22 protein-coding genes and 1 pseudogene are annotated in these 23,748 nt (G+C 70.2%); 12 read left to right on the top strand and 11 right to left on the bottom strand.

From position 1 onward, the window contains the following. Positions 1-175: 175 nt before the first annotated feature. The 3 genes from RR3_RS06495 to RR3_RS06485 all read left to right on the top strand — a co-directional run bounded on the left by RR3_RS06495 (position 176) and on the right by RR3_RS06485 (position 1,944). Positions 176-604 (top strand): hypothetical protein, encoded by a 429-nt coding sequence (locus tag RR3_RS06495; protein WP_010593964.1) that lies wholly within the window; start codon positions 176-178, stop codon positions 602-604. Between the two features lie 105 nt (positions 605-709). Then, positions 710-1,378, top strand: a complete 669-nt coding sequence (locus tag RR3_RS06490; protein ID WP_026138092.1) for a DUF3239 domain-containing protein — start codon at positions 710-712, stop codon at positions 1,376-1,378. A gap of 2 nt (positions 1,379-1,380) precedes the next feature. Then, on the top strand, positions 1,381-1,944 hold the full coding sequence (locus RR3_RS06485; protein WP_010593962.1) for a GNAT family N-acetyltransferase: 564 nt from the start codon (positions 1,381-1,383) through the stop codon (positions 1,942-1,944). Between the two features lie 13 nt (positions 1,945-1,957). Here RR3_RS06485 and RR3_RS06480 read toward each other — a convergent pair whose 3' ends face one another. From RR3_RS06480 to RR3_RS06460, 5 genes are all read right to left on the bottom strand, one after another. After that, positions 1,958-2,944, bottom strand: a complete 987-nt coding sequence (locus tag RR3_RS06480) for an LLM class F420-dependent oxidoreductase (RefSeq protein WP_040274152.1) — start codon at positions 2,942-2,944, stop codon at positions 1,958-1,960. A 103-nt stretch (positions 2,945-3,047) separates the two neighbouring features. Then, positions 3,048-4,397 carry an LLM class flavin-dependent oxidoreductase gene (locus RR3_RS06475; RefSeq protein ID WP_010593960.1) on the bottom strand — a complete coding sequence of 450 codons (1,350 nt, stop codon included), beginning with the start codon at positions 4,395-4,397 and terminating at the stop codon, positions 3,048-3,050. Between the two features lie 33 nt (positions 4,398-4,430). Beyond that, positions 4,431-5,303, bottom strand: coding sequence for an ABC transporter permease (locus RR3_RS06470; RefSeq protein WP_010593959.1), 873 nt, complete (start codon positions 5,301-5,303; stop codon positions 4,431-4,433). Next, the gene (locus RR3_RS06465) at positions 5,296-6,114 is read right to left on the bottom strand and encodes an ABC transporter ATP-binding protein (protein WP_064065850.1); all 819 of its coding nucleotides are present in this window, start codon (positions 6,112-6,114) and stop codon (positions 5,296-5,298) included. Before RR3_RS06465 ends, RR3_RS06470 begins: the two co-directional genes overlap by 8 nt. After that, complete coding sequence (locus RR3_RS06460) at positions 6,111-7,199, bottom strand: ABC transporter substrate-binding protein (RefSeq protein WP_040274144.1); 1,089 nt, start codon at positions 7,197-7,199, stop codon at positions 6,111-6,113. Before RR3_RS06460 ends, RR3_RS06465 begins: the two co-directional genes overlap by 4 nt. A gap of 351 nt (positions 7,200-7,550) precedes the next feature. On the opposite strand from RR3_RS06460, the gene RR3_RS06455 reads away from it, so the two are divergent. Both RR3_RS06455 and RR3_RS06450 read left to right on the top strand, forming a co-directional pair. Further along, positions 7,551-8,462, top strand: a complete 912-nt coding sequence (locus RR3_RS06455) for a sigma-70 family RNA polymerase sigma factor (RefSeq protein WP_010593956.1) — start codon at positions 7,551-7,553, stop codon at positions 8,460-8,462. A gap of 10 nt (positions 8,463-8,472) precedes the next feature. Next, a complete protein-coding gene (locus RR3_RS06450) occupies positions 8,473-8,886 on the top strand; it encodes a VOC family protein (RefSeq protein WP_010593955.1) in 414 nt (137 codons plus the stop codon). Between the two features lie 17 nt (positions 8,887-8,903). Here the strand turns inward: RR3_RS06450 and RR3_RS06445 are convergent, their stop codons facing one another. Beyond that, positions 8,904-9,479, bottom strand: coding sequence for a carboxymuconolactone decarboxylase family protein (locus RR3_RS06445; RefSeq protein ID WP_064065851.1), 576 nt, complete (start codon positions 9,477-9,479; stop codon positions 8,904-8,906). Between the two features lie 118 nt (positions 9,480-9,597). Between RR3_RS06445 and RR3_RS06440 the strand changes: the two genes are divergently transcribed. Continuing rightward, on the top strand, positions 9,598-10,791 hold the full coding sequence (locus RR3_RS06440; RefSeq protein ID WP_082900279.1) for a pyridoxal phosphate-dependent aminotransferase: 1,194 nt from the start codon (positions 9,598-9,600) through the stop codon (positions 10,789-10,791). 2 nt (positions 10,792-10,793) lie between these two features. Then, complete coding sequence (locus tag RR3_RS06435) at positions 10,794-11,789, top strand: AraC family transcriptional regulator (RefSeq protein WP_017682136.1); 996 nt, start codon at positions 10,794-10,796, stop codon at positions 11,787-11,789. A gap of 9 nt (positions 11,790-11,798) precedes the next feature. Here the strand turns inward: RR3_RS06435 and RR3_RS06430 are convergent, their stop codons facing one another. Both RR3_RS06430 and RR3_RS06425 read right to left on the bottom strand, forming a co-directional pair. Further along, entirely contained in the window at positions 11,799-12,224 is a 426-nt protein-coding gene (locus tag RR3_RS06430) for a VOC family protein (protein WP_029539995.1), read from the bottom strand. Between the two features lie 30 nt (positions 12,225-12,254). Next, entirely contained in the window at positions 12,255-13,298 is a 1,044-nt protein-coding gene (locus RR3_RS06425) for a zinc-binding dehydrogenase (protein WP_017682134.1), read from the bottom strand. Between the two features lie 168 nt (positions 13,299-13,466). On the opposite strand from RR3_RS06425, the gene thpD reads away from it, so the two are divergent. Next, positions 13,467-14,354: an ectoine hydroxylase gene (gene thpD / locus RR3_RS06420; RefSeq protein ID WP_059174883.1), complete on the top strand. Its 888-nt coding sequence runs from the start codon at positions 13,467-13,469 to the stop codon at positions 14,352-14,354. 59 nt (positions 14,355-14,413) lie between these two features. Here the strand turns inward: thpD and RR3_RS06415 are convergent. Further along, positions 14,414-15,294: pseudogene (locus tag RR3_RS06415) on the bottom strand (glycosyltransferase family 2 protein). An 88-nt stretch (positions 15,295-15,382) separates the two neighbouring features. Then, the gene (locus tag RR3_RS06410; RefSeq protein ID WP_010593947.1) at positions 15,383-16,465 is read right to left on the bottom strand and encodes a 3-deoxy-7-phosphoheptulonate synthase; all 1,083 of its coding nucleotides are present in this window, start codon (positions 16,463-16,465) and stop codon (positions 15,383-15,385) included. A 601-nt stretch (positions 16,466-17,066) separates the two neighbouring features. On the opposite strand from RR3_RS06410, the gene treS reads away from it, so the two are divergent. Both treS and RR3_RS06400 read left to right on the top strand, forming a co-directional pair. After that, on the top strand, positions 17,067-18,788 hold the full coding sequence (gene treS / locus RR3_RS06405; protein WP_010593946.1) for a maltose alpha-D-glucosyltransferase: 1,722 nt from the start codon (positions 17,067-17,069) through the stop codon (positions 18,786-18,788). Then, positions 18,785-20,182 (top strand): maltokinase N-terminal cap-like domain-containing protein, encoded by a 1,398-nt coding sequence (locus tag RR3_RS06400; RefSeq protein ID WP_029539994.1) that lies wholly within the window; start codon positions 18,785-18,787, stop codon positions 20,180-20,182. Before treS ends, RR3_RS06400 begins: the two co-directional genes overlap by 4 nt. A 67-nt stretch (positions 20,183-20,249) precedes the next feature. On the opposite strand, the gene RR3_RS06395 is transcribed toward RR3_RS06400, so the two are convergent. Then, positions 20,250-22,676: an ATP-dependent Clp protease ATP-binding subunit gene (locus tag RR3_RS06395; protein ID WP_026137798.1), complete on the bottom strand. Its 2,427-nt coding sequence runs from the start codon at positions 22,674-22,676 to the stop codon at positions 20,250-20,252. A 149-nt stretch (positions 22,677-22,825) separates the two neighbouring features. On the opposite strand from RR3_RS06395, the gene RR3_RS06390 reads away from it, so the two are divergent. Both RR3_RS06390 and RR3_RS06385 read left to right on the top strand, forming a co-directional pair. Continuing rightward, positions 22,826-23,284 carry a MarR family winged helix-turn-helix transcriptional regulator gene (locus RR3_RS06390; RefSeq protein WP_040274127.1) on the top strand — a complete coding sequence of 153 codons (459 nt, stop codon included), beginning with the start codon at positions 22,826-22,828 and terminating at the stop codon, positions 23,282-23,284. A 25-nt stretch (positions 23,285-23,309) separates the two neighbouring features. Then, on the top strand, positions 23,310-23,732 hold the full coding sequence (locus RR3_RS06385) for an organic hydroperoxide resistance protein (RefSeq protein WP_010593941.1): 423 nt from the start codon (positions 23,310-23,312) through the stop codon (positions 23,730-23,732). Positions 23,733-23,748 lie beyond the last annotated feature (16 nt).

Raw genomic sequence — 23,748 nt, 5'->3', positions numbered from 1 at the left:
CGCCGCCGGAACCCGTACGGCGCCGGACGCCCCACGGCGCGCCCGGACGCAGGACACCGCTACGCGCCGGACCCGTCCGCGGACGCAGACCGCCGACGAGCAGGCTCGGTCGCGGACCCGTGAGAGGCCGCGCACGTCCACCGGCTCCCGGCCCCGGTCGTCCGAGCGCCCACCGGTGGCGACATCGGAACGTCCCGGACCGGGGCTCGACGACCGCGCTCCGCGTCGCAAGCGCCGGCCCTTCGCGGCCGCCGTCGAGTGGCTGAAGACCCACGTTCGCCGGCTCGCCCGGGCGGTGCGGAAGCGCCGGGACGCGGTGCTGCGCGATGCCCCCGCCTCGACGGACCAGCTCATCGATACCGTCACCGAGGGCAGTGCGAGCACAAGAGCCGTCCTCAAAGGCGCCGGGGCCGCCCTGACCGGCAAGAACCCCGTGTGGGCCGCCGTCAAGGGCCTGATCTCCGGCCTGAGCACCAGGACGAAGATCCTGTTGGCCCTCCTCGTCGTCCTGGTCGCGCTGCTGGCTCCGGTCCTGCTCGTGGTCGCGCTGCTGGCCCTGCTCGTCGCGTGGCTGGTCGCGGCGGTACGGGCCGCCACCCGGTGAGCGCCCCTCGGCACCACGCCCCTCGACACCACGCCCCTCGACACCAGGCCACGGCCAGCCCCGGCAGGACTCCACCACGGCGGGCCGGTCGCATAAGCTGACGTCGTGCGTCGTTTCGACTTTCCCGTGGACCTGCCCCACGCCAAGGCCGTCAATCAGACCGTCGCCGAGGTGCGACGACTACGGGTGTCGGCGATCGTGCTGGCGGTGCTGTTCACCGTAGCCGCCGTATGGCTGATCGCGGTCGGCCGGGCGTGGTCCTTCGTCGTCGCGGCCGTGGTCGTCGTCGCCGCGCTCACTTCCGCGTGGGTCGCGGTGTGGGCTCCGCGCAAGGTGGGCACGATCCAGGATCTGTACCGGGACAGCCCGCTGGTTCCGGCCGTGGTCTCCGAAATCCGGCCGCGCGGGATGACGCTGCTCGCGCTCGTCGACATCGCCAAGCCGCAGACCGACGGTCACCGTTACGCCCTGGTCGCCCGGGACGTCACGGCCGTACCGGGGCACCGGGTGCGGGTCGGCGAGCGCGTGCCGTCCGTCGCGGTGCTGTCGGACCGCACCACCCGCAACACGAGCGGCGTGTGGCAGATGGTCAGCCCGATGCCGATCGCATGGGGCACCCGGGACGCTTCGGTGCTGCGCGAGGCCGCCGCCGCGATCGACGAGACCGAGTGGAAGGTGCTCGAAGGCAAGCTTTCCCGCTCGGACGAGGTCGCGGCCAGCGAGGAGCGCCGGCTCGTGCTGGACCCGAAGGACCTGCCCGCCGACCTGCGCTGACCATGCGCCCCGTCGTCCTCACCGGAAGCACCGTCGTTCTCACGGTGCCCCGGGCGGGCGACGTCGACGCGATCACGGCCGCCTGCCGGGACCGGTCGATCGTGCGGTGGACGACGGTCCCGGACCCCTACACGCGGGCGGACGCGCAACGGTTCGTCGGCGACGTGGTGCCCGCGGGCTGGGCGGCGCACAGCCCGGTATGGGCGGTGCGGACGTCCGCCGACGGTCCGCTGTTGGGGACCGTCGGGTTGATCGAGCGGGACGCGTCGGCGGCGGAGATCGGGTACTGGATTGCCCCGGCTGCCCGCGCCCGCGGACTCGCGACGGAGTCGGTGAACCTGCTGTGCGACTATGCTTTCCGCTCGGACGGATTGAAACTGGACCGCATCGAGTGGCGGGCGCTGGCCGGGCACCGCGCGTCGGCGGCGGTGGCCCGCCGGGTCGGCTTCCGCTTCGAAGGCGTGCAGCGGCGCGGGATACTGCAGCGCGGGTCCCGGCACGACGCGTGGGTCGCGGGCCTGTTGCCCGACGACCCACGCGTACCGGCCGACGGATGGCCGATGTGATCGACGGGGCCGGTCAGAGCAGTTCGGGCAGGACCTCCTTCTCGAACAGTTCGATGCCCGAGGTGTCGTAGGCGGCCTCGGGGAAGTAGAGGATCGCGTACGTCATGCCCTGCTTCTTCAGCGCCCTGAAGTTCTCGACGATCTGCTCGGGTGTTCCCACGGCGGGCAGACCCCGGAAGGCGTCGAGCGCACCGTCGGCCTTCTCGGGCCCGACGTACGGTTCGAGCCGGGCCCGCAGCGTGCCGAGACGCTCCTGCACCTCGGCCTCGGTGCGGCCGATGGCGACGTTGTAGTTCGCCGAGCGCACGATGGCGTCGAAATCGGTGCCCACCTCGGCGCAGTGCCCCCGCAGGATCTCCGACTTGTGGGCGAAACCCTCCGGGGTGCCGTCGAAGTTGGTGTACTGCGCGTACTTCGCGGCGATCTTCAGCGTCACCTTCTCCCCGCCACCGGCGATCCACAACGGGATGCCGCCCTCCTGCAGCGGCAGCGGCCGCACGACGGCACCGTCCACCTGGTAGTGCCGGCCGTGCAGGGTGGCCGTGCCGGTGGTCCAGGCCTGACGGAAGATCTGCACACCCTCGTCGAGGCGGCGCAACCGCTCCGGCGGGGACGGGAAGCCGTATCCGTAGGCGCGCCACTCGTGCTCGTACCATCCGCCGCCGATGCCCATCTCGATGCGGCCGCCCGAAACGATGTCCGCGGTCGCGGCGACCTTCGCCAGGTAGGCGGGGTTGCGGTAGCCCATGGCGGTGCACATCTGCCCGATCCGCACCCTCTCGGTGACCGCGGCGAACGCCGACACCAGCGACCACGCCTCGTGGGTGGCCTCCTCGGTGGGCACCGGCACGGTGTGGAAGTGGTCGTACACCCAGATCGACTCCCACGGTCCGCTGTCGGCGCGCTGAGCCAGGTCACGCATCACCCGCCACTGCTCGGCGGGTTCGATGCCGACGAGGTCGAGCCGCCAGCCCTGGGGGACGAACATTCCGAATCGCATGTGGGATTCCTGTCTTCGAGATCGGGGCCTGCATGCCGATCCCCAGTATCGCGGACCGGCCCCGGTCGCGCGGGGTTCCCTCCGCGCGACTGGGCCCGTGCACTCAGGCCGTCGCCGCCCGAGCCGGCACAGCGTCGAACCGGCCGGCCGGGCGGTCGAGCCCGTAGTGGCCGCGCAACGTCGTCGAGGTGTATTCGGTGCGGAACAGTCCCCGATCCCGGAGGATCGGCACGACCTGCTCGACGAAGTCCTCGAGACCACCGGGCAGGTAGGGCGGCATGACGTTGAAGCCGTCCGCGGCTCCGCCCTCGAACCACAGCTGCAGGTCGTCGGCGATCTGCTCGGCGGTGCCCGCGAACGTGCGGTGCCCCCGTCCGCCGCCGAGCTTGCCGATGAGCTGGCGCACGGTCAGGTGCTCGTTCTCGGCGAGGTTCTTCACCAGCTCGTAGCGGCTCTTGTTGCCCTGGATCCGGTCGAGGGGCGGCAGCGGGGGCAGCGGCGCGTCGAGAGCATGGTCGGTGAGGTCCACCCCCACCATCCCGGAGAGCTGACGCAGCGAGTAGGCCGGCGAGATCAGGTCGGTGAACTCCTGCTCGAGCGCCTTCGCCGCGACCTCGGTGTCGCCGATGAACGGCACGATCCCGGGGAGCACCTTCAGCGAGTGCGGATCGCGTCCCACCGCGGCCACCCGCGCCTTCAGATCGCGGTAGAACGCCTGTCCCTCGGCCAGGGTGCGCTGCGCGGTGAACACGGCCTCGGCGTACCGGGCGGCGAAGTCCTTCCCGCTCTCCGACGATCCGGCCTGCACCAGGACGGGACGGCCCTGCGGGGAGCGCGGGGTGTTGAGCGGTCCGCGTACCGAGAACCGCGGGCCGTCGTGGTCGACGGGGTGGACCTTGCCCGGGTCCGCGAAACGACCGCTCTCGACGTCGAGTTCGACGGCGTCGTCCTCCCAGCTGTCCCACAGACCGGTCGCCACATCGACGAACTCGGCGGCGCGGTCGTAACGACCGGCGTGGTCGGGGGTCTCGTCGTATCCGAAGTTGCGGGCTTCGTCGGCACCTCCGGAGGTGACGATGTTCCAGCCGGCGCGGCCGTGGCTGATGTGGTCGAGCGAGGCGAACTTGCGGGCGAGGTTGAACGGTTCGTTGAAGCCGGTGGACGCGGTGGCGATGAGGCCGATGCGCTCGGTGACGACGGCCATCGCCGAGAGCAGGGTGATCGGTTCGAAGATCGCCTGAGCGTTGTGCTCGACGCGCGGCCCCACTGCGAGACCGTCGGCGAAGAACACCGAATCGAGCGTGCCGCGTTCGGCGATCTGCGCGAGCTCCTGGAAGTGTGCGACGTCGAGGACGCGGCGCGCGTCGGTGCGCGGGTGCCGCCAGGCGGCCTCGTGATGACCGACTCCCATCAGGAAGGCGTTGAGGTGGAACTGCTTCGGGGACTGCGACATGACAACCTCTCCAGGTGTGGGGGAACGAGGGGACTACCGGTCTGCGCGCCAGCGGGAGAGCCGGCGCTCGACCGCGACGAGGATCCCGTTGAAGGTCAGACCGACGAGAGAGATGGCGACGATGCCGGCGTACATGTTCGGGATCTGGAAGTTGAGTTGCGAAGCGGTGACGAGATAGCCGAGACCCGCCTTGGCGCCGACCATCTCGGCCGCGATGAGCACGAGGATGGACGAGGCCGCGGCCATCCGGATGCCGGTGAAGATCGTCGGCACCGCGGCCGGCAGGATCACCTTCTGGAACAGGCGGTACGAAGGCAGACCGAGGGAGCGGGCCGATTTCACCAGGAGCGGATCCACGGTGCGCACGCCGGAGACGGTGTTGAGCAGGATCGGGAAGGTGCTCGCGTAGGTCACCAGCGCCACCTTCGAGGTCTCGCCGATGCCCAGGATCAGGATGAACACCGGCAGCAGCGCGAGCGCGGCGGTGTTGCGGAACAACTCGAGGATCGGATCGAGGAACTCGGCCACCGGCCGGTACCAGCCGATCGCCACACCGAGCGGGATCGCGACGAGCACCGCGATCCCGAAGCCGGTGACGGCCCGGGACAGGCTGGCACCGAGGTGCTCGGCGAGCCGGCCGTCGCCGATCAGCTGGGCGAAGGCGTCCGCGACCACGGTGAAGGGCGGCAGGAACACCTCGTCGACGAGTCCGAGCCGGGGCGCGATCTCCCAGACCGCGAGGAAGGCGAGGATCGCGACGGCCGGCTTGAGCCCGCGCCACACGAAGGCACCGATCCAGGGGCCGGTCCCGGCGCCTCGAGCCGGCGGGGCCGGTGCGGGTCGTTGCTCCGCCAGGGCCCCGTCGAGCGCGACGGGGTGGATCAACGTGGCGCTCGGACTAGACATGGTGGACCTCCTGGATTGCGGCACCGTGGTTCTGCGCGCGCTCGACGTCCGAGTGCAGCAAGGACCAGATCCGGTGTCGATAGTGTCGGAACGCCTCGCCGGAGCGGACGTCGTCGACGGTGCGATCGATGTCGATGTCCACGACGGCCTCGACCCGTCCGGGCCGGGACGTCAGGACGGCCACGCGCTGTCCGAGGTAGACCGCCTCGTCGATGCCGTGGGTGATGAACAGAATCGTCTTGCCGGTCTCGTGGCGGATCCGTAACAGCTCGTCCTGCAACGATTCCCGGGTCTGTAGGTCGAGCGCGGCGAACGGCTCGTCCATGAGGAGCACCTCGGGGTCGAACGCCAGGCTCCGGGCGATCGCGACGCGCTGTTTCATGCCACCGGACAGCTCGTGCGGATAACGATCTCCGAATCCACGCAGCCCCACGAGCTCGAGGTAGTGCTCGGCGCGCTCACGCCGCTGCCGCCGGGGCAGCCCCTTCGCCTCGAGGCCGAATTCGATGTTGTGCCGCGCGGTGCGCCACGGCAGGAGTGCGTACTGCTGGAAGACGATGCCCCGGTCCAGGCCCGGCCCGGAGATCGGCTGTCCGTCGAGCAGGATCCGGCCGGACGTCGGGCTGCTCAGCCCACCGAGCAGGTCGAGCAGGGTGGACTTGCCGCAGCCGCTGGGGCCGACGAGGACGAGGAACTCACCGTCGGCGACGTCGAGGCTGACGTCGTCGAGGGCTGTGAACGCGGTGTCCGTACCGCGGACCGGGAACCGCTTGGTCACGTGCTCGAGACGGAGCTTCGGGGTGGTGCTCATTTCGCCTCCTCGACGGGTTCACCGTTCGGACCGCTCGACGGTTCGTAGGTGCCGTTGGCGTAGGGGTTGAACTCGTTGGTGTAGATGTCGGATGGGGTGAACGTGCCGTCGGGCAGTTCGCCGTTCCGGGCGAGCCAGTCGAGCCAGGTCCGGATCTCCTGTTCCGTGATCGTCCCGCCCGGTCCGGCGACGCCGGGGCTCTGGTAGAACTCGACCAGGTCGGTGCTCTCGTTGCGGCCGCGGCTGCCGATGATCTCCTTGAACTCGGCAATGACCGTGTCGCGCGGGGTGGTCTGCGCCCAGCGGATCGCACGTGCGGTGCCCTGCACGAAATCCGCCACCGCATCCCGGTTCTCGGCGATGAAGTCGTCGCGGAAGACGTACGTGCCGTAGCTGAACGCCCCGAACAGGGACTCGTCGGTGAACAGCGGTCGGATTCCGCCGCGCGCGACCGCGGTCTCGCGGAACACGCTGCCGAGGGTGCCCACGTCGATCTGTCCCTCCCGCAATGCCTGTTCGGTGTTCACCGGCGGCACGACGATCAGTTCGACCTGCCCGATCTCGTCCGGGGTCAACCCCTGCCGGGCGAGCCATTCGCGGACGAGGAACTCGTGGTGCGCACCGAGCGTGTTCATCCCCACCTTCTTGCCGATCAGATCCCGGGCGGTGCGGATCGGGCTGTCCTCGAGCACGTAGTAGCCGTTGAACGACTGCTCGTCGGAGCCGTAGTAGCTGATGACCGATGTGATCGGCGAGTCGGCGGCGGCGAGCTTGATGACGGCACCGTTGAATGCGCCGCCGAATTCGGTCTGCCCGGTGGCCGCGGACTGGATGTCCTGCGGACCGCTGGTGGTGTCACCCACCCAGTCCAGCGCGACGTTCTCGTAGTAGCCGAGGCTCTCCGCGAGTTCGGGGTAGGTGACCTGGCCGGCCGAGCCCTGGTAGCGCAGAACGGTGCGCCCGTCGTCGGTGGTGGCGGTCCCCGACCCCGGGGAGCACGCCGCGACCCCCGCGGCGAGGGTGACGAGGGTGGCTGCGACCGCAACCGGCCGGGCCAGCCGGCTGCGCAGCATGGAATACGACATCGCGAGAGTTGTCCCTTACGTTCGGCGAGGAGGCCCGGCACAGCGGGCACGGAGAAGTGCGGTGCGGCGACGGCGAGGCGTCCACGGCACCGGGATTCGCGGTGCAGCAACGGAAGATCGAGTGCCGGCGTCCGGACGGGCCGGACGGGCGGGCTACACCGGGAGGGTCAGCGACAACAGTCCGGACACTCGTACACGGTGGACTCCTTCTGCGGCGATCGGACTCCGGAAGTCTGGCCCGGGCCGCGGCGACGGGGCAACGCTTCGGCGCATCCGTGTGCGAATCCCTTGACTTGTCCGATCCGCTACCGTACCGGCCGCGAACCGGATGCCGGTCGGTACGATCGGCCCATGCGCACCGCCGTGCTCGCCGACGCCTTCGAGCAGCATCGGCCGCACCTGCTCTCCGTCGCCTACCGGCTGACCGGCAGCGTCGCCGACGCCGAGGACGCGGTCCAGGACGCCTGGCTGCGACTCGACCGCGCGGACGCGGACGGGATCGACGATCTGCGGGCGTGGCTGACCACCGTGGTCGGACGTCTGTGCCTGGACCGGCTGCGGTCGGCCGCGGTACGTCGCGAGAACTACGTCGGCCAGTGGCTGCCCGAACCGATCGTCACTCCGGTCGGCGGACCGTCCTCCCCCGATCCGCTGGAAGCCGTTGTGCGGCAGGAGGACAGCCGGATGGCGGCGATGGTCGTGCTGGACACGCTCACCCCGGCCCAGCGCGTCGCCTTCGTCCTGCACGACGGCTTCGCGGTGCCGTTCGACGAGATCGCCGCCATTCTCGACGTCACGCCGGCGTCCGCGCGCCAGCTCGCCTCCCGCGGCCGGCGAGCCGTCGCGGCCGCGCCGCCGCCCGTGCCGGCCGCCGAGCACGTCGAGGCGGTACAGCGGCTGATGACGGCCCTCGCCTCCGGGGACCTCGCGGCGGTGGTCGCGGCGCTCGACCCCGACGCCCGGGTGATCGGGGACGCGGGCGGCACCACCCGCACCGCGATCAACGTCGTCGTCGGCGCCGACCGGTTCGCCCGGTTCTTCCTGGGCCTGATGCAGCGCTACGGCGCCGAGGCGTTCCTGGCCGGCACGCCGGCGCTCGTCAACGGCGAACTGGGGTTCGTCAGCGCCGGTTCCCCCGGCGACGGGACCCGCCGCGCGTTCGCCGGGCGGGTCGTCGGCTGCACCGTCCGTGACGGGCGGGTATGGGCGGCCTACGACATGGCCAATCCCGACAAGCTCCGCGGCGTCCGCCTCGACGGTTAGAGTCGCGGTCATGGAGCCCCGACTGAGCTTCGTCACCCTTGCCGTCGCGGACCTCGAGCGCACCCGGCGCTTCTACGTCGACGGGCTCGGCTGGACGCCCGTCGTCGATGTGCCCGGCGAGGTGCTGATGATCCAGGTCGGACCGCACCTCGTCCTGTCCCTGTGGGACGAACAGCACTTCGCAGCCGAGGTCGGGCCCGTTCGCCGGAGCGGCGTCCCGCCCGTGACGCTCGCCCACAACGTCGCCGACCGAGCGGATGTCGACCGGGTGCTGGACACCGCCCGACGCGCCGGAGCCGATCCGGTCTCCGACGCGGTCGAACGCGAGTGGGGCGGCTACACAGGATATTTCGCGGACCCCGACGGATTCCGGTGGGAGATCGCCTGGAATCCGGGTCCCATCGGTCAGCTCGTGCTGCCCTGAGCCGCGTCGTCCTGCAGCTACGGCACCCGGCACGCATCGGTGCTGAAACCCTGCTCGTGGATGCCCAGGGCCGAGTTCATCCGGGCCCGCATGTTCTCGAGCGCGATCTGGTAGGTCAATTCGACCACCCCGGCCCGTCCGAAGCGCCGCTCGAGGTCGGCGACCTGCTCGTCCGTCACCGTGACGGCCGCACCGCCGTCGCCGCCGGCTCCCGTCATCGCGTCGGCGTACGCGATCGCCGCACGCTCGTCGTCGCTGTAGGCGTCGGAGGTCGCATAGTCGGCGATGTGCTCGAGGCGGTCCACGTCGAGGCCGTCGAGCCGCTGCAGCATCGTGCCGAAGTCGACGCACCAGGAGCACCCGACGCTCCAGGCCACCCGGTACACCGCGAGTTCGCGCACGTGCGGCGGCAGCACCGTCGACGCGCGCTCGACGAGCGTCTCGTGCACGGCGCTCGCCCGCATCAGCGCCGGATGGTGGGCGTAGACGGCGAACGGCTCGGGCACCTCCCCGAAGCGGCGCCGGGCCATCCGATAGGCGATCTTCGTCGCGACACCGGCCTCGGCCGGTGTCACCGCGGGAATGCGCGCCATGATCTACTCCGTTCCCCGGGTCCCGGACGGGACCGTTCACCTCTTCGGACGAGACAGCCCCGCCGGATGTGACACGACCGCTGCCGGGGGTCGCGAAGGACGCGGCTAAGCTGCCGAAATGGCAGAAATCGCGTCCTCACGCCGGGTCCGCACGGTCGAAAGGCTGCGGCCGTTCGCCTCCACGATCTTCGCCGAGATGACCGCTCTGGCCGTGACGCACGACGCCGTGAACCTCGGCCAGGGCTTTCCCGACACGGACGGCCCCCGCGCGATGCTCGACGTCGCGCGCCAGGCCATCGCCGACGGCGTCAACCAGTATCCGCCCGGGCCGGGCACGCCCGAACTGCGGCGGGCGATCGCAGCGGACCGGGCGGCCCGGTACGGACTCGAACACGACCCCGACGGCGAGGTCCTCGTCACCGTCGGTGCCACCGAAGCGATCAGCGCCGCCGTCCTCGGTCTCGTCGAGCCCGGTGAGGAGGTGCTGCTCACCGAGCCCTACTACGACTCCTACGCCGCGTCCGTCGCACTCGCCGGGGCTACCCGCCGCACCGTTCCGCTCACTCGTGCCGGATCGGGGTTCGTCCTGGACGTCGACGCGCTGCGCGCCGCGGTCACCGACCGCACCCGGATGCTGGTGGTCAACACCCCGCACAATCCGACGGGGACGGTCTACGACGACGAGGCGCTTCGCGCGCTCGCGGAACTGGCGTGCGAACGCGACCTGCTGGTGCTGTCCGACGAGGTGTACGAGCATCTGGTGTTCGACGGCCGGCAGCACCGGCCGATCGCGTCGCTGCCCGGCATGGCCGAACGCACCGTCACCGTGTCCAGCGCCGCGAAGATGTTCAACGTCACCGGCTGGAAGATCGGGTGGGCGCTCGGGCCCCGCGAACTGATCGACGGGGTGCGCACGGCGAAACAGTTCATGTCCTTCGTCGCCGGAGCGCCGTTCCAGCCCGCCGTCGCGTACGCGCTGACCCACGAGCAGCCCTGGGTCGCCGCCCAGCGCGACGACCTGCAGCGCAGGCGCGACCTGCTCTCCGCTGCGCTCACCGACGCCGGATTCGGCGTGCTGGACTCGGCCGGAACGTATTTCGTGTGCGCGGACGTCACCCCGGTCGGTGTGACGGACGGTGTCGCCTTCTGCCGAACCCTGCCCGAGCGCATCGGCGTGGCCGCGGTCCCGGTGAGCGCCTTCGTCGACGACCCCCGGCAATGGAATCACCTGGTGCGGTTCGCCTTCTGCAAGCGCGACGACGTCCTCCTCGAGGGTGTCCGGCGGCTGCGCAGCCTGCGGGAGCACGGCTGACTATGACCGCCCCCGCCACCATTCCCTCCGACTTCGTGCGCCGCTCGGTGGTACTGGCCGAGGCGAACGGGGTGGATCTGGCCCCGGCCCTGGACGCGGCACGGATCAGCCGCGCGGTGCTCGCCCACCCGCACGCGCGCCTGACCCCCGAACAGGTCACCCGGTTCACCCAGAAGACCTGGGAACTCACCGGTGACGAACTGTTCGGGCTCGGACCGGGACCGGTACCCCGCGGCACGTTCCGGGTGGTGTGCCTGACGCTGATCCACTGCCGGGACCTCGCGCAGGCCCTCGAGCGGATGATCCAGGTCAACCAGGTGCTGCCGACGCTGCCGCGGCTACGGCTCACCCCGGGGCCGCGGACGACCCGGCTCGAGGTGGTGCTGGAGTCGTACGACGACAGGACCCGCGTCATCATCGACTTCCTGCTCATCCTGCTGCACCGCTTCGCGGCCTGGCTCGTCGGGGGCCGGGTACGGCTGGCGTCGGTCTCGGTCCCCTACGGCGAGCCGGATCCGGTGCTGGCGAAGAACTACGACGCGATCTTCGGGGTGCCGGTCACCTTCGAGGCCGCCGGCGCGGTGCTCGAGATCGACAACGCGGCCCTGCGGTCGCCCATCGTCCAGACCGAGGAGACCCTCGAGGACTATCTGCGCGAATCACCGAATCTGATGATGTCGGAACGCGACTACGACTCCACCGCCGCGTCGCAGGTGCGGCGGATCCTCGAGTCGGGCATCGAGGGTCGCACGGCGACCGCCGAGGACGTCGCGGAGATGCTGTCGGTGAGCGCCCCGCATCTGCGGCGTCTGCTCAGGCAGGAGGGCACCTCGCTCGGGCAGTTGCGCGAGGAGGTGCTGCGCGATACGGCGATCGCCGGGTTGCGCCGCGGCGAGGCGGTGGACGCCCTGTCGGCCCGGCTCGGCTTCTCCGAGCCGAGTGCGTTCCGGCGCGCCTTCAAGCGATGGACGGGCAAGACCCCCCGCGCGTACCGGTAGGTCGCCGGTTCACGCGACGCAGAACTCGTTGCCCTCCGGATCGGACATCGTGATCCACTCGTTCGGCCCCTGCCGGCCCCGGTGCAGGACGGTCGCGCCCGCCTCGGCGAGCCGGCCGGCCAGCGCCTCGCGGTCCTCCCCCGCCCGGATGTCGAAGTGCAGCCGGTTCTTCACCGTCTTGCCTTCGGGCACCAGCTGGAACAGCACGCGCGGACGCGCGGGCACCTCGGGATCGGAGATCGCGGCGCCCGCCTTCCACACGAGGACGCCCTCGAAGATCTCGGTGTCCTCCTCCCGGGCGTGCCCGGCCGCGACCAGGCCGCGGATGAAGTCCTCGTTGCTCGGCTCCACCCGCCAGCCCAGCGCCGCCGCCCACCATTTCGCCAGCGTGTGCGGGCTGCTCGAATCGACCGTCACCTGGAATCCGTAACCCATGCGGTGACGGTACGACGGCACCCCGACACGTCAGGGCTGTACAAGGATCCGGATCGGATCCCCGACGTGGTCGCGCAGCTTCGCGATGCCCTCGGCGATGTTCTCGAGCGGGACGATCTCGCTGACGGAGCGGGAGATGTCCAGGCGCCCGCGGGAGACGAGTGCCGCGAGCGTCTCGATGTCGACGTTCTTGTACCCGAGGTGGCCCATGACGTGCTTGCGCGACAGGCCGAACGTGGCCGTGGGGCCGAGGGAGGCCTCCTGCCCGCTCAGCCCCACCACCACCACGCGGCCACCCGTCATGACGCACTGCAGGGCCTGGTCGAAGGTGACCTTCAGGCCCGCAGAGTCGAAGGCCACGTCGAGCATCTTCCCGCCCGTCGCCTCGGCGACCTTCCGGACCAGGTCCGGGTCGCGGGAATCGAACACGTGGTCGGCGCCGAGTTCGAGGGCCCGCTCCCGCACCGCGGGGTTGATGTCGAACGCGAGGATCGGCACGGCGCCGACCAGCCGGGCGAGCTGCACGATGTGGGTGCCCACCCCGCCGACTCCCCACACGCCGACGGCCTCGCCCACCGCGACCTGGCCGGTGCGCACGACCGCACCGAACGGGGTCGACACCGCGTCGGCGAGAATCGCCGCCTGCTCGAGCGGGACGTTGTCGGGCACACGGGTGAGACCGCCCGCCTGGGCGACGGTGTACTCGGCCCACGCCCCGTCGTACGCGAACGCCATCAGCTGGATGTTCGGGCAGTTGGTCAGGTCGCCCCGCCGGCAGAAGCGGCACTGCAGGCACGGTCGGCCCGCGGCGGGGACGACGCGGTCCCCGACCGCCCAGCCCGTCACGCCGTCCCCGACGGCGGCGATGGTCCCGGCGGCTTCGTGCCCCTGGGTGACCACGGGCAGCAGGGCCGGGAACGTACCGTCCAGCAGGCTCAGATCCGAGTGGCAGATCCCGCAGAACGCCACCTTCACGAGCACCTCGCCGGGGCCCGGCGACGGAATCGGAACATCTTCCAGCACATTGGTTCCGGTGTCGGCATGAAAGCGCGCGGCGCGCATCGTCCCGGTCATGGTCCCCTCATCCTGTTGTGCGGCGGCAGCCAGGGGCGACCCTACTCCCGCCGCATGCGCGAGTGCGCATGTTCGTGCTGCGGATCTCCGCGACGGGTTGCATCCGCCGACGGTGAGTGAGAGCGTCGAGGAGAACCGTCATCGACTTCGAGAGGGTGATTCGCAACAATGCAGACGGCCGTCATCGACGCCTACCCGACCCGGAACCGCACGAAGTGCGTGAGCGTGTCCCGGCCGGATCCGGTGGTGTGGGGATCAGCCGCGGGGCCGCTGGACGCGTCGGCCGTCGCCGAGTACGACCGGCGCGGGTTCCACACCGTGGACGCGCTCCTGCCGGCGCACGACGTCGGAAATCTGCTCGACGAGACAGCACGTCTGGGCCGGGAGCTGGCCGACGACAATCGGGTCGTGCGGGAGGCCGGCAGCGGGGACGTGCGCTCCGTGTTCGACGTGCACCGCCTCTCCGACACCGTCGGCGAGATCATCCGGCGACCGGAGATCGCCGGGATCGCCCGCCAGCTCCTCGGCTCGGAGGTCTACATCCACCAGTCGAGGCTGAACGTCAAGCCGGGATTCCGCGGCGGACCGTTCTACTGGCACTCGGACTTCGAGACCTGGCACGCCGAGGACGGCATGCCGCGGCCGCGGGCGCTGAGCATCTCGGTCGCGCTGACCGAGAACTACGGTTACAACGGCGGTTTGATGATCATGCCCGGTTCGCACCGGACCTTCGTCTCGTGCGCCGGCACGACGCCCGACGACTACTACCAGCAGTCGCTGGTCACGCACGTCCCGCCCACGGGTTCACCCGACGAGGACACGCTGACCTCGATGGCCGCCGAGCACGGCATCGCCACGTTCACCGGCTCGGCCGGTTCCGCGACGGTGTTCGACTCGAACTGCATGCACGGCTCGAACGGCAACATCACCCCGTTCCCCCGGTCGAACCTGTTCGTGGTGTTCAACAGCGTCGAGAACACGCTCGGCGAGCCGTTCTCGGCACCGAAGCCGCGCCCCGACTACCTCGGCAGCCGCGACTTCACGCCGCTGCGCTGACACGAACGGATGCGGGGGTGCGCCCGGGACGAGTCGGGCGGACCCCCGCATCGCAGGACTCATACGCGGACGGTGTCCGCCACGTCGATCGGCAGCGTGCGGGCACGCGGTGTGCGCAGCAGCCGGGTGAGCGTGAATCGGCCCTGCTCCGGATCGTAGGGCCGATAGGCTAGATACACGAGCACGTGGAACGCCCAGTGCGCCCTCAGAATCCGGCGAAGCACCGGATTCATCCGGCCGTGCAGTTCGAACGTGGCGGTTCCGGAGCGGATGTACTTGGTGTACTCCCGCGGCGGCGTCAGCGCACGCCGGGGGGAGATGTCGACGAACAAGTCGGAGAGCTGGGCGATCTCGATGTCGGCCTCACGCAGGCACAAGGCCAGGTCGAGGTCTTCGTGGATCCCGGCATCCGTGCTGACCGCGTCGCGGACGCGCTGCCACGCCGACCGGCGCACGGCCATGTTGGCACCGTGCAGATTGTCGATTCGGCGCTCACCGCCGAAGAACCCCTTGCGCACGCGCTGCTCGATATACCGGCGCTTGAGCTCCCGATACGGCGAGTCGTAGGAGTTGCTGAGTCCACTGACGGCTCCGACGCTCGCGGTGTCTGCACGCGCGAAGAAGTCGAGGATCGTGTGGGCCCATCCGGGACGGACCCGCGTGTCGGCATCGACCTGCCGAGAAGATCTCCTGTCGCCCAGTCGAACCCGGCATTTCGAGCGAATGCGACACCTGGGCGGGGCTCGAAGATCCGGCGGACGATCGGAGACCGCTCGGCAATCGCATCGACGATCTCGCCCGTCCTGTCCGTCGAGTTGTTGTCCACCACCGCGATTTCGTGGATATCCGCCTCCTGCTCCAGCAGGGCCGCAAGACACTGACCGATGTACTGTTCCTCGTTGTACGCCGGCACGACCACCGACAGCGTGTGCTGATGCATGCCTCCGACGCTACCGCGACCGTCCGCGTGCCTCGGAACGCCGAAGGCAGGAACCGTGGCGGGACACCCCGACACGGTTCCCGCACCCTCAGGAGCGACGGCGGCGCACGGCGTCGGCCAGCCGATCGAGCTGGGCGGAGGTGGTCGCCCAGTCGAGGCACGCATCGGTGATGGACTTGCCGTACTCGAGCTCGTCCGCCCGGCCGAGCGTGAGGTCCTGCCGGCCGGCCTCGAGGAAGCTCTCCAGCATGACTCCGGCGATGCCCTGCTCGCCGGCCTCGAGCCGCTCGGCGATGTCGGTGACGACGTCGACCTGCTTTTCGTGGTCCTTGCTGCTGTTGCCGTGGCTGGCGTCGATCACGACGCGTTCGGGCAGACCGGCCTTGCGCAGGCGGGCCATCGTGTCCGCGACGGTCTCGGCATCGTAGTTCGGGCCCGCGGAGCCGCCACGCAGGATGACGTGGCAGTCCGGGTTGCCGACGGTCTCGATGAGGGCGGCCTGGCCGTCGAGGTCGGTGCCGGGGAACACGTGACTCGCGGCGGCGGCGCGGGTGCCGTCGACGGCCACCTGCACGTCACCCTCGGTGGAGTTCTTGATGCCCACCGGCATGGACAGCGCGCTGCACAGCTGCCGGTGCACCTGGCTGGCCGCGGTGCGGGCACCGATCGCGCCGTAGGTCACCAGGTCCGCGTAGTACTGCGGCAGGATCGGATCGAGGAACTCGCACCCCACGGGCAGACCGAGGCCGGAGACGTCGAGCAGCAGTTTGCGGCCGATGCGCAGTCCGGTGTTGATGTCGTAGGTGCCGTCGAGATGCGGGTCGTTGAGCAGGCCCTTCCACCCGAGGGTGGTGCGCGGCTTCTCGAAGTACACCCGCATCACCACGTGCAGGTCGTCACGCAGCTCGTCGGCCTTCGCGGCGAGACGTCGCGCGTAGTCCATCGCGGCGGCGGGATCGTGCACCGAGCACGGCCCGACCACGACGAGCAGGCGGTCGTCGGTGCCGTCGAGGATCGCCACGGTGTCGGCGCGGCCCGAGCGCACGGTCGCGGCGGCGACCTCGTCGGGGGCGTGTTCGCCGCGGACGACGGCCGGAGCGACGAGCGGGCTGATCCGCACGGTCCGCTGTTCGTCGAGATTCGCGGTGGAGATGGAGGTGCTGGTGGTCATCGGGGTTCGGTTCCTGTTCCCGGGCCGACCCTGGCTGAACCTTCGGTGATTCCAGCGAGCCGGTCCGTGTCCGGCTCGTAGGTGGAAGAAGTCAGCGCGCGGTTACGCCGACCGACCCACCCCGGGCCGGCCTGCTAAACCAGAAATATGCGCGCTGCATGCGGACCACCGTAACAGGCCGCCCTCCCCCGCGCCACGGCGCCCCCCGTGCGCGGTTTCGGTAGCGGGGGCTACCGAAACCGCGCACGGGGGGCGGGCACGCACCCCCTTCGGCACGCCGATCAGGTCCGGGTTCCGACATCGGTGCGCAGCCGGAATCCGGACGGAACGCAACACCACGACCACGGTCGATAGTCGGCCGCTTCGGGTGTGGAAACGCGCGAACCGGGGCACCCTTGGAGAGTCTGTCCCGCGAAGCGACGAGCACGGAGGTGCCATGCCAGACCTGGACGGCGGAACTGCCGCCCCATCCCTGGGCGTCAGCCCGCCCGGAGCGAATCCACCCGACGAGAACGCTCGGGGGACAGGACCGGAACACACCGCCGACGGACACCTGGTCGAGGCCCAGTCCGAGGACTTCTCCCATGCCAGAAATCTCGCGGTGGATCCGGACTGGTTCAAGACCGCGGTGTTCTACGAGGTCCTGGTGCGCGCGTTCAACGACTCGAACCACGACGGGACGGGTGATCTGCGCGGGCTGACCGAGAAGCTCGACTACATCGCCTGGCTGGGCGCCGACTGCATCTGGCTGCCCCCGTTCTACGACTCCCCCCTGCGCGACGGCGGGTACGACATCCGGGACTTCCGGGCGGTGCTGCCGGAGTTCGGCACGGTCGACGACTTCGTCCTGTTTCTCGACGAGGCGCACAAGCGCGGCATCCGGGTCATCACCGATCTGGTCATGAACCACACGTCGGACACGCACGCGTGGTTCCAGGAGTCGAGGACCGACCCGGAGGGCCCGTACGGCGACTTCTACGTGTGGTCCGACACCGACGAGCGTTACCCGGATGCGCGCATCATCTTCGTCGACACCGAATCGTCGAACTGGACATGGGATCCGGTGCGCAAGCAGTACTACTGGCACCGCTTCTTCTCGCATCAGCCGGACCTGAACTACGACAATCCCGAGGTGCAGGACGCGATGATCGACGTCCTGCGCTTCTGGCTCGACCTGGGTATCGACGGGTTCCGGCTCGATGCGGTGCCCTACCTGTTCGAACGCGAAGGCACCAACTGCGAGAACCTGCCCGAGACGCACGCGTTCCTGAAGAAGTGCCGCGCGGTGATCGACGCGGAGTACCCGGGCCGCGTGCTGCTCGCCGAGGCGAACCAGTGGCCCAGCGACGTGGTGGAGTACTTCGGCGAACCGGAGGTCGGCGACGAGTGCCACATGGCCTTCCACTTCCCGCTCATGCCGCGCATCTTCATGGCGGTGCGTCGCCAGAACCGGTTCCCGATCTCCGAGATCCTCGCCCAGACACCGCCGATCCCGAGCAGTGCGCAGTGGGGCATCTTCCTGCGCAACCACGACGAGCTGACCCTCGAGATGGTCACGGACGAAGAACGTGACTACATGTACGCCGAGTACGTGACCGACCCGCGGATGCGGGCGAACATCGGTATCCGCCGCCGGCTGGCGCCGCTGCTCGAGAACGACCGCAACCAGCTCGAACTGTTCACGGCGCTGCTGTTGAGCCTGCCCGGGTCGCCGGTGCTCTACTACGGCGACGAGATCGGGATGGGCGACAACATCTGGCTCGGTGACCGCGACGCGGTGCGCACGCCGATGCAGTGGACCCCGGACCGCAACGCGGGCTTCTCGCGAGCGGATCCCGCGCGGTTGTACCTGCCGACGATCATGGATCCGACCTACGGTTACCAGTCCGTGAACGTCGAGCGGCAGATGAACTCGACGAACACCCTGCTGCACTGGACGCGGCGGATGATCCAGGTCCGCAAGCAACATCCGGCGTTCGGCAAGGCCGCGTTCACCGAACTCGGCAGCGCCAACCCGGCCGTCCTGTCCTACCTGCGGGAGATGCCGCTCGGACCGGACCGCAACTACAGCGACGTCATCCTGTGCGTGAACAATCTGTCCCGGTATCCGCAGGCCGTCATCCTGGACCTGTCGCGGTTCGCGGGGTGGATTCCGGTGGAGCTCACCGGTTCCGTCCCGTTCCCACCGATCACGGAGGAGGGGTACATGGTCACCCTGCCCGGTCACGGCTTCTACTGGTTTGCGCTGCAACCGGATCCGACGAAGGAAGGCGTCGGCGAACATCCGGTGAGCAGCGAGGCCGAGGCGGCGGTACAGCCATGACGGAGCCACACGTGCAGCATTATTCCGACGCGGAGCTCGAGGCCCTGCTGGCCGAGTGGCTCCCCCACCAGCGCTGGTTCGCCGCCAAGGGCCGGACCGTCGCCGCCGTACGCATCAAGCTGCGGGAACACCTCACCGACACTCCCGCATTCGGGGCGGACCACCTGCTGGTGACCGTCGAGTTCGAGTCCGGCGACGAGCAGATCTATCAGGTGCCCCTCGGCTACCGCCTCCACCTGCCCGACGAGCTGGCACCCTGGGCGCTGCCGCGGCCCGACGGCAGCGGCGACGATCGCACCCACGCCTACGACGGCCTGCGCGATCAGGAGATCATCGACCTGTACGCGCACTCGATCGCCACCGGGCAGGTGTACGGCCCGGTCGAGTTGCACACCGTGCCCGGCACGGTCATCGAGGAGGGTCTGCGGGGACGGGCGCTCAGCGCCGAGCAGTCCAACACCTCCGTCGTGCTCGGCGAGCAGTTGCTGCTCAAGCTGTTCCGCCGGATCACTCCGGGGGTCAACCCGGATGTGGAGCTGCATCTCGCGCTCGGGGCGGCGGGCTGCCGGTCGGTGGCCCCGGTGCGCGCGTGGATCGACGCCGAGATCGGTGGGGTGCGCACGACCCTGGCGATGGTGCAGGACTTCGCCGCCAACTCCGCCGACGGCTGGTCGATGGCGCTGGGCAGTGTGCGGGACCTGCTGCTCGAGGCGGACCTGCGGGCGGACGAGGTGGGCACGGATTTCGCCGGGGAATCGCAGCGGATGGGCGCCGCGGTGGCCGAGGTGCACGCGCTGCTGGCGCAGTCCCTCGGGACGTCCCAGCGAGCCGTGGGCGACATCGTCGACGGGATGCTGCGCCGCCTGGATGCCGCCGGCGCCGTCGTACCCGAACTGGCGGAGATCGCCCCGGGGGTGCGGGCGCGGTTCGCGGAGGCTGCGGCCACCGGCACGACGACGGTCCAGCGGATCCACGGGGACCTGCACCTCGGGCAGGTGCTGCGCACCCCCGAGCACTGGCTGCTCATCGATTTCGAGGGCGAGCCCGCCAAGTCCCTCGACGAACGTCGGGAACCGGACAGCGCCCTGCGCGACGTCGCGGGGATGCTCCGCTCGTTCGACTACGCGGCCCACCACTCCCTGCACGATGCGACGTCGGAGGCCGCTGCCGCGCAGCGCGAGTTCCGGGCGCAGGAATGGGCACAGCGCAACTCCGCGGCGTTCTGTGACGGTTACGCGAGCGAGTCCGGCGTGGATCCGCGCGAGTTCGCCGCGCTGCTGCGCGCGTACGAGCTGGACAAGGCCGTGTACGAGGTCGTGTACGAGGCCCGTCACCGTCCCCAATGGATCCGTTTGCCCCTGAACGCGATTCGCCGGATGACGCAGGCCGGCTGACGTGGCCGCAGACGCGGACGGGCGGTGACCGGATGCCGGTCACCGCCCGCGCTTCGCGTGCCGGTGTCTAGCCCACCGAGAGCTCGAGCTCGTCGTCGGCCACGTCGACGCGGATCTGACCGCCCTCGACGAGCACGTCGTCGAGCAGCAGATCGGCGATGCGGTCGTCCACCGCGCGCTGGATGGACCGGCGCAGCGGCCGCGCCCCGAACTCGGGCTGATGCCCGTGCTCGGCGATCCAGTCGACGGCGGCCTCGGTGAACTCGACCTCGATGCCCTTGGCCTGCAGACGCTTGCGGCTGTCGTTCAGCAGCAGATCGGTGATCCGGTGCAGCTGCTCGGTGTCGAGCTTGCGGAAGATCACGATCTCGTCGATGCGGTTGAGGAACTCGGGCCGCATCGACTCGCGCAGCCGGCCCATCACCCGGTCCCGCAGCGGCTTCTCCGCCGCCTCGGCATCGCCGGTGCTGAAGCCCAGCGCCCCGCCGCGGCTCGAGATGATGTCCGAGCCGAGGTTGCTGGTCATGATCACCACCGTGTTGGTGAAGTCGACCGTGCGTCCCTGACCGTCGGTGAGCCGGCCGTCGTCGAGCACCTGCAGCAGGGTGTTGAACACGTCCGGGTGCGCCTTCTCGATCTCGTCGAGCAGCACCACCGAGTAGGGGTTGCGCCGCACCTGCTCGGTGAGCTGGCCGGCTTCGCCGTAGCCGACGTAGCCGGGGGGCGCTCCCACGAGACGGCTGACGGTGTGCCGCTCGCCGAACTCGCTCATGTCCACCCGCAGCATCTTGCGTTCGTCGCCGAACAGCACCTCCGCCAGCGCCTTCGCCAGCTCGGTCTTGCCCACGCCGGTGGGTCCGAGGAACAGGAAGCTGCCGACCGGCCGGTGCGGGTCGCTCATGCCGGCGCGGCTGCGTCGCACGGCCCGGGCCACGGCCCGGACGGCTTCGTCCTGCCCGACGACCCGCCGGTGCAGTTCGTCCTCGAGGCCGCGCAGCCGCTCCTTCTCGGCCTGGGTCATCCGCGTCGCGGGGATGCCGGTGGCGCGGGAGACGACCTCGGCGATCAGTTCGGCGGTCACCTCGGGCACCTCGGTGTCGGCGGGCGCCCCGGCGTCGAGACGGGCCTGCACCTCGGTGATCTGGTCGCGCAGTCGCGAGGCCTGCTCGTAGCGTTCCTCGGCGACGGCACGGTCCTTGTCGGCTTCGAGCCGGGACAGCTGCTCGCGCAGCGCCGTCTCGTCGACGCGCGGGCTGCGCAGCCGCAGCCGGGCACCGGCCTGGTCGATCAGGTCGATCGCCTTGTCCGGCAGGTGCCGGTCCGGCAGGTACCGCACCGACAGGTCGACGGCGGCGTCGAGCGCGTCGTCGGTGTATCGCACGCCGTGGTGTTCGGCGTACCGGTCCCGGAGGCCGCGCAGGATCGCGACCGCGTCGTCGTGGCCGGGTTCGCCGACGGTGACGGGCTGGAAGCGCCGCTCGAGCGCCGGATCCTTCTCGATGTGCTTGCGGTACTCGTCGAGCGTGGTGGCGCCGACGATGTGCAGTTCCCCGCGGGCGAGCTTGGGCTTGAGGATGTTTCCGGCATCCATCGCGCCCTCGTTGCCGCCGCCCGCGCCGACGACGGTGTGGATTTCGTCGACGAAGACGATCAGCTCGTCCGAGTGCGCGGTGATCTCGTCGAGCACCTTGGTCAGCCGCTCCTCGAAGTCGCCGCGGTACCGCGTACCGGCGACCATGCCGGTCAGGTCGAGCTGCACGATCCGCTTGCCGCGCAGGCTGTCCGGGACGTCGCCGTCGACGACGCGCTGGGCGAGGCCCTCGACGATCGCGGTCTTGCCGACCCCGGCCTCGCCGACCAGCACCGGGTTGTTCTTGGTGCGGCGGGAGAGGATCTCGACGGTCTGCTCGATTTCGTCGGCACGGCCGATGACGGGGTCGATGCCGCCGCCGCGGGCCCGCTCGGTCAGGTCGACACCGAACTTGTCCAGGGTGGGGGTGGCGGACTGCTCCTGCGTCGCCTCGGTCGCCGCACCGGGTTGCAGCGCGGCCTGGAGCGACTGCGCGGTGATCCCGGCCGAGACGAGCAGGCCCCCGACCCCGTGCTCCTGGTCGGCGGCGAGAGCCACGAACAGATGCTGCGGTTCGATGTAGGTCGCGCCGAGGGCACGGGTGAGCTGGTGCGCCTCGAGCAGCACCGTCTTGATCGCGCCGGTGAGGGCGGGTGCGGTGACCGCGCTGCGGCCCTGTTCCTGCGGGAGTCGCTGCTCCACCGCAGCCAGGACCTCGGCGGGATCGGCTCCGGCGCGGGTCATGACCGACCGGACCGGGTCCTGCTCCGCCATCACGTGCAGGACGTGGAGCGCGTCGAGGTCCGTGTCACCGCGTTCGGCGGCGAATCGGGCCGCGGCGGCCATGAGTTCCTGGGTGCCACGGCTCAGGTAGCGGGTGATGTCGATACGCCCAGGGCCACCAGGCCCGAAGAATGCCGGCATTCCGAAGCCTTTCTCTCGGACTTGAGTCTTTCTCACTCAACTAACGTGGCGGGCCGCCTGTCAATTCCACTCGGAGCGTGAGGTGCGTCACGTCGGAGCCCCGCCGATTTCAGTTGTGCACAACATAGCGGTGCGCTACTTTATTTCTCGTGTCCGATGATCTCGCGCTCGACCGGCAGGTCTGCTTCGCGCTCTACTCCGCCTCCCGGGCCACCACCGCCGCCTACCGCGGCATGCTCGACCGGCTCGGCGTCACCTACCCGCAGTACCTCGTGCTGCTGGCCCTGTGGGAACGCGACGGTCGCGGGGTGCGCGAGCTGTGCGACGCCCTGCACCTCGACACCGGCACCCTCTCGCCGCTCCTCAAGCGGCTCGAGGCCGCCGGTCTCGTCGAACGCCGCCGGCAGAGCACGGACGAGCGCCGCGTGCGCATCCACCTCACCGACGCCGGGAGCGCGCTGCGCTCACAGGCAGAGGACATTCCGGCGCGGCTGGCCTGCGCCATCGGTCTCGACACCGGCGAACTCGCCGGCCTGCGCGACACGCTCCACCGCCTGACCGCCGCCCTGCACGGCATCACCGACGACACACACCGCCGGGCCGACTGACCCACACCACCGACAGGAGAAACACATGCACGTGCTCTACACCGCCGAAGCCCTCGCCACCGGGGAGGGCCGCAACGGCCGCGCCCGCACCTCGGACGGCAAGGTCGACGTGAACCTGTCCGTCCCCACCGAGATGGGTGGCGACGGCAAGGGCACCAACCCCGAACAGCTCTTCGCCGCCGGGTACGCGGCGTGCTTCCACTCGGCGCTGCAGCTCGTCGCCCGGCAGGACAAGGCCGACGTCGCCGACTCGGCGGTCGGGGCACGCGTGGGCATCGGCCGCACCGACGGCGGCGGCTTCGGCCTGAAGGTCACCCTCGAGGTGTCCCTCCCCCACGTGCCGCGCGCCCAGGCCCTCGAACTGACCGACAAGGCCCACCAAGTGTGCCCGTACTCGAACGCCACCCGCGGCAACATCGAGGTCGAGCTCGAGGTCACCGAGGACTGACACCCGCGCGGCCCAC

Origin of the sequence: Rhodococcus ruber NBRC 15591 (genome assembly GCF_001894945.1) — a bacterium.
GTDB classification, from domain to species: domain Bacteria; phylum Actinomycetota; class Actinomycetes; order Mycobacteriales; family Mycobacteriaceae; genus Rhodococcus; species Rhodococcus ruber.
The sequence above is the reverse complement of the archived record's forward strand: the minus strand, read 5'-3'. Positions and strand labels throughout refer to the sequence as shown.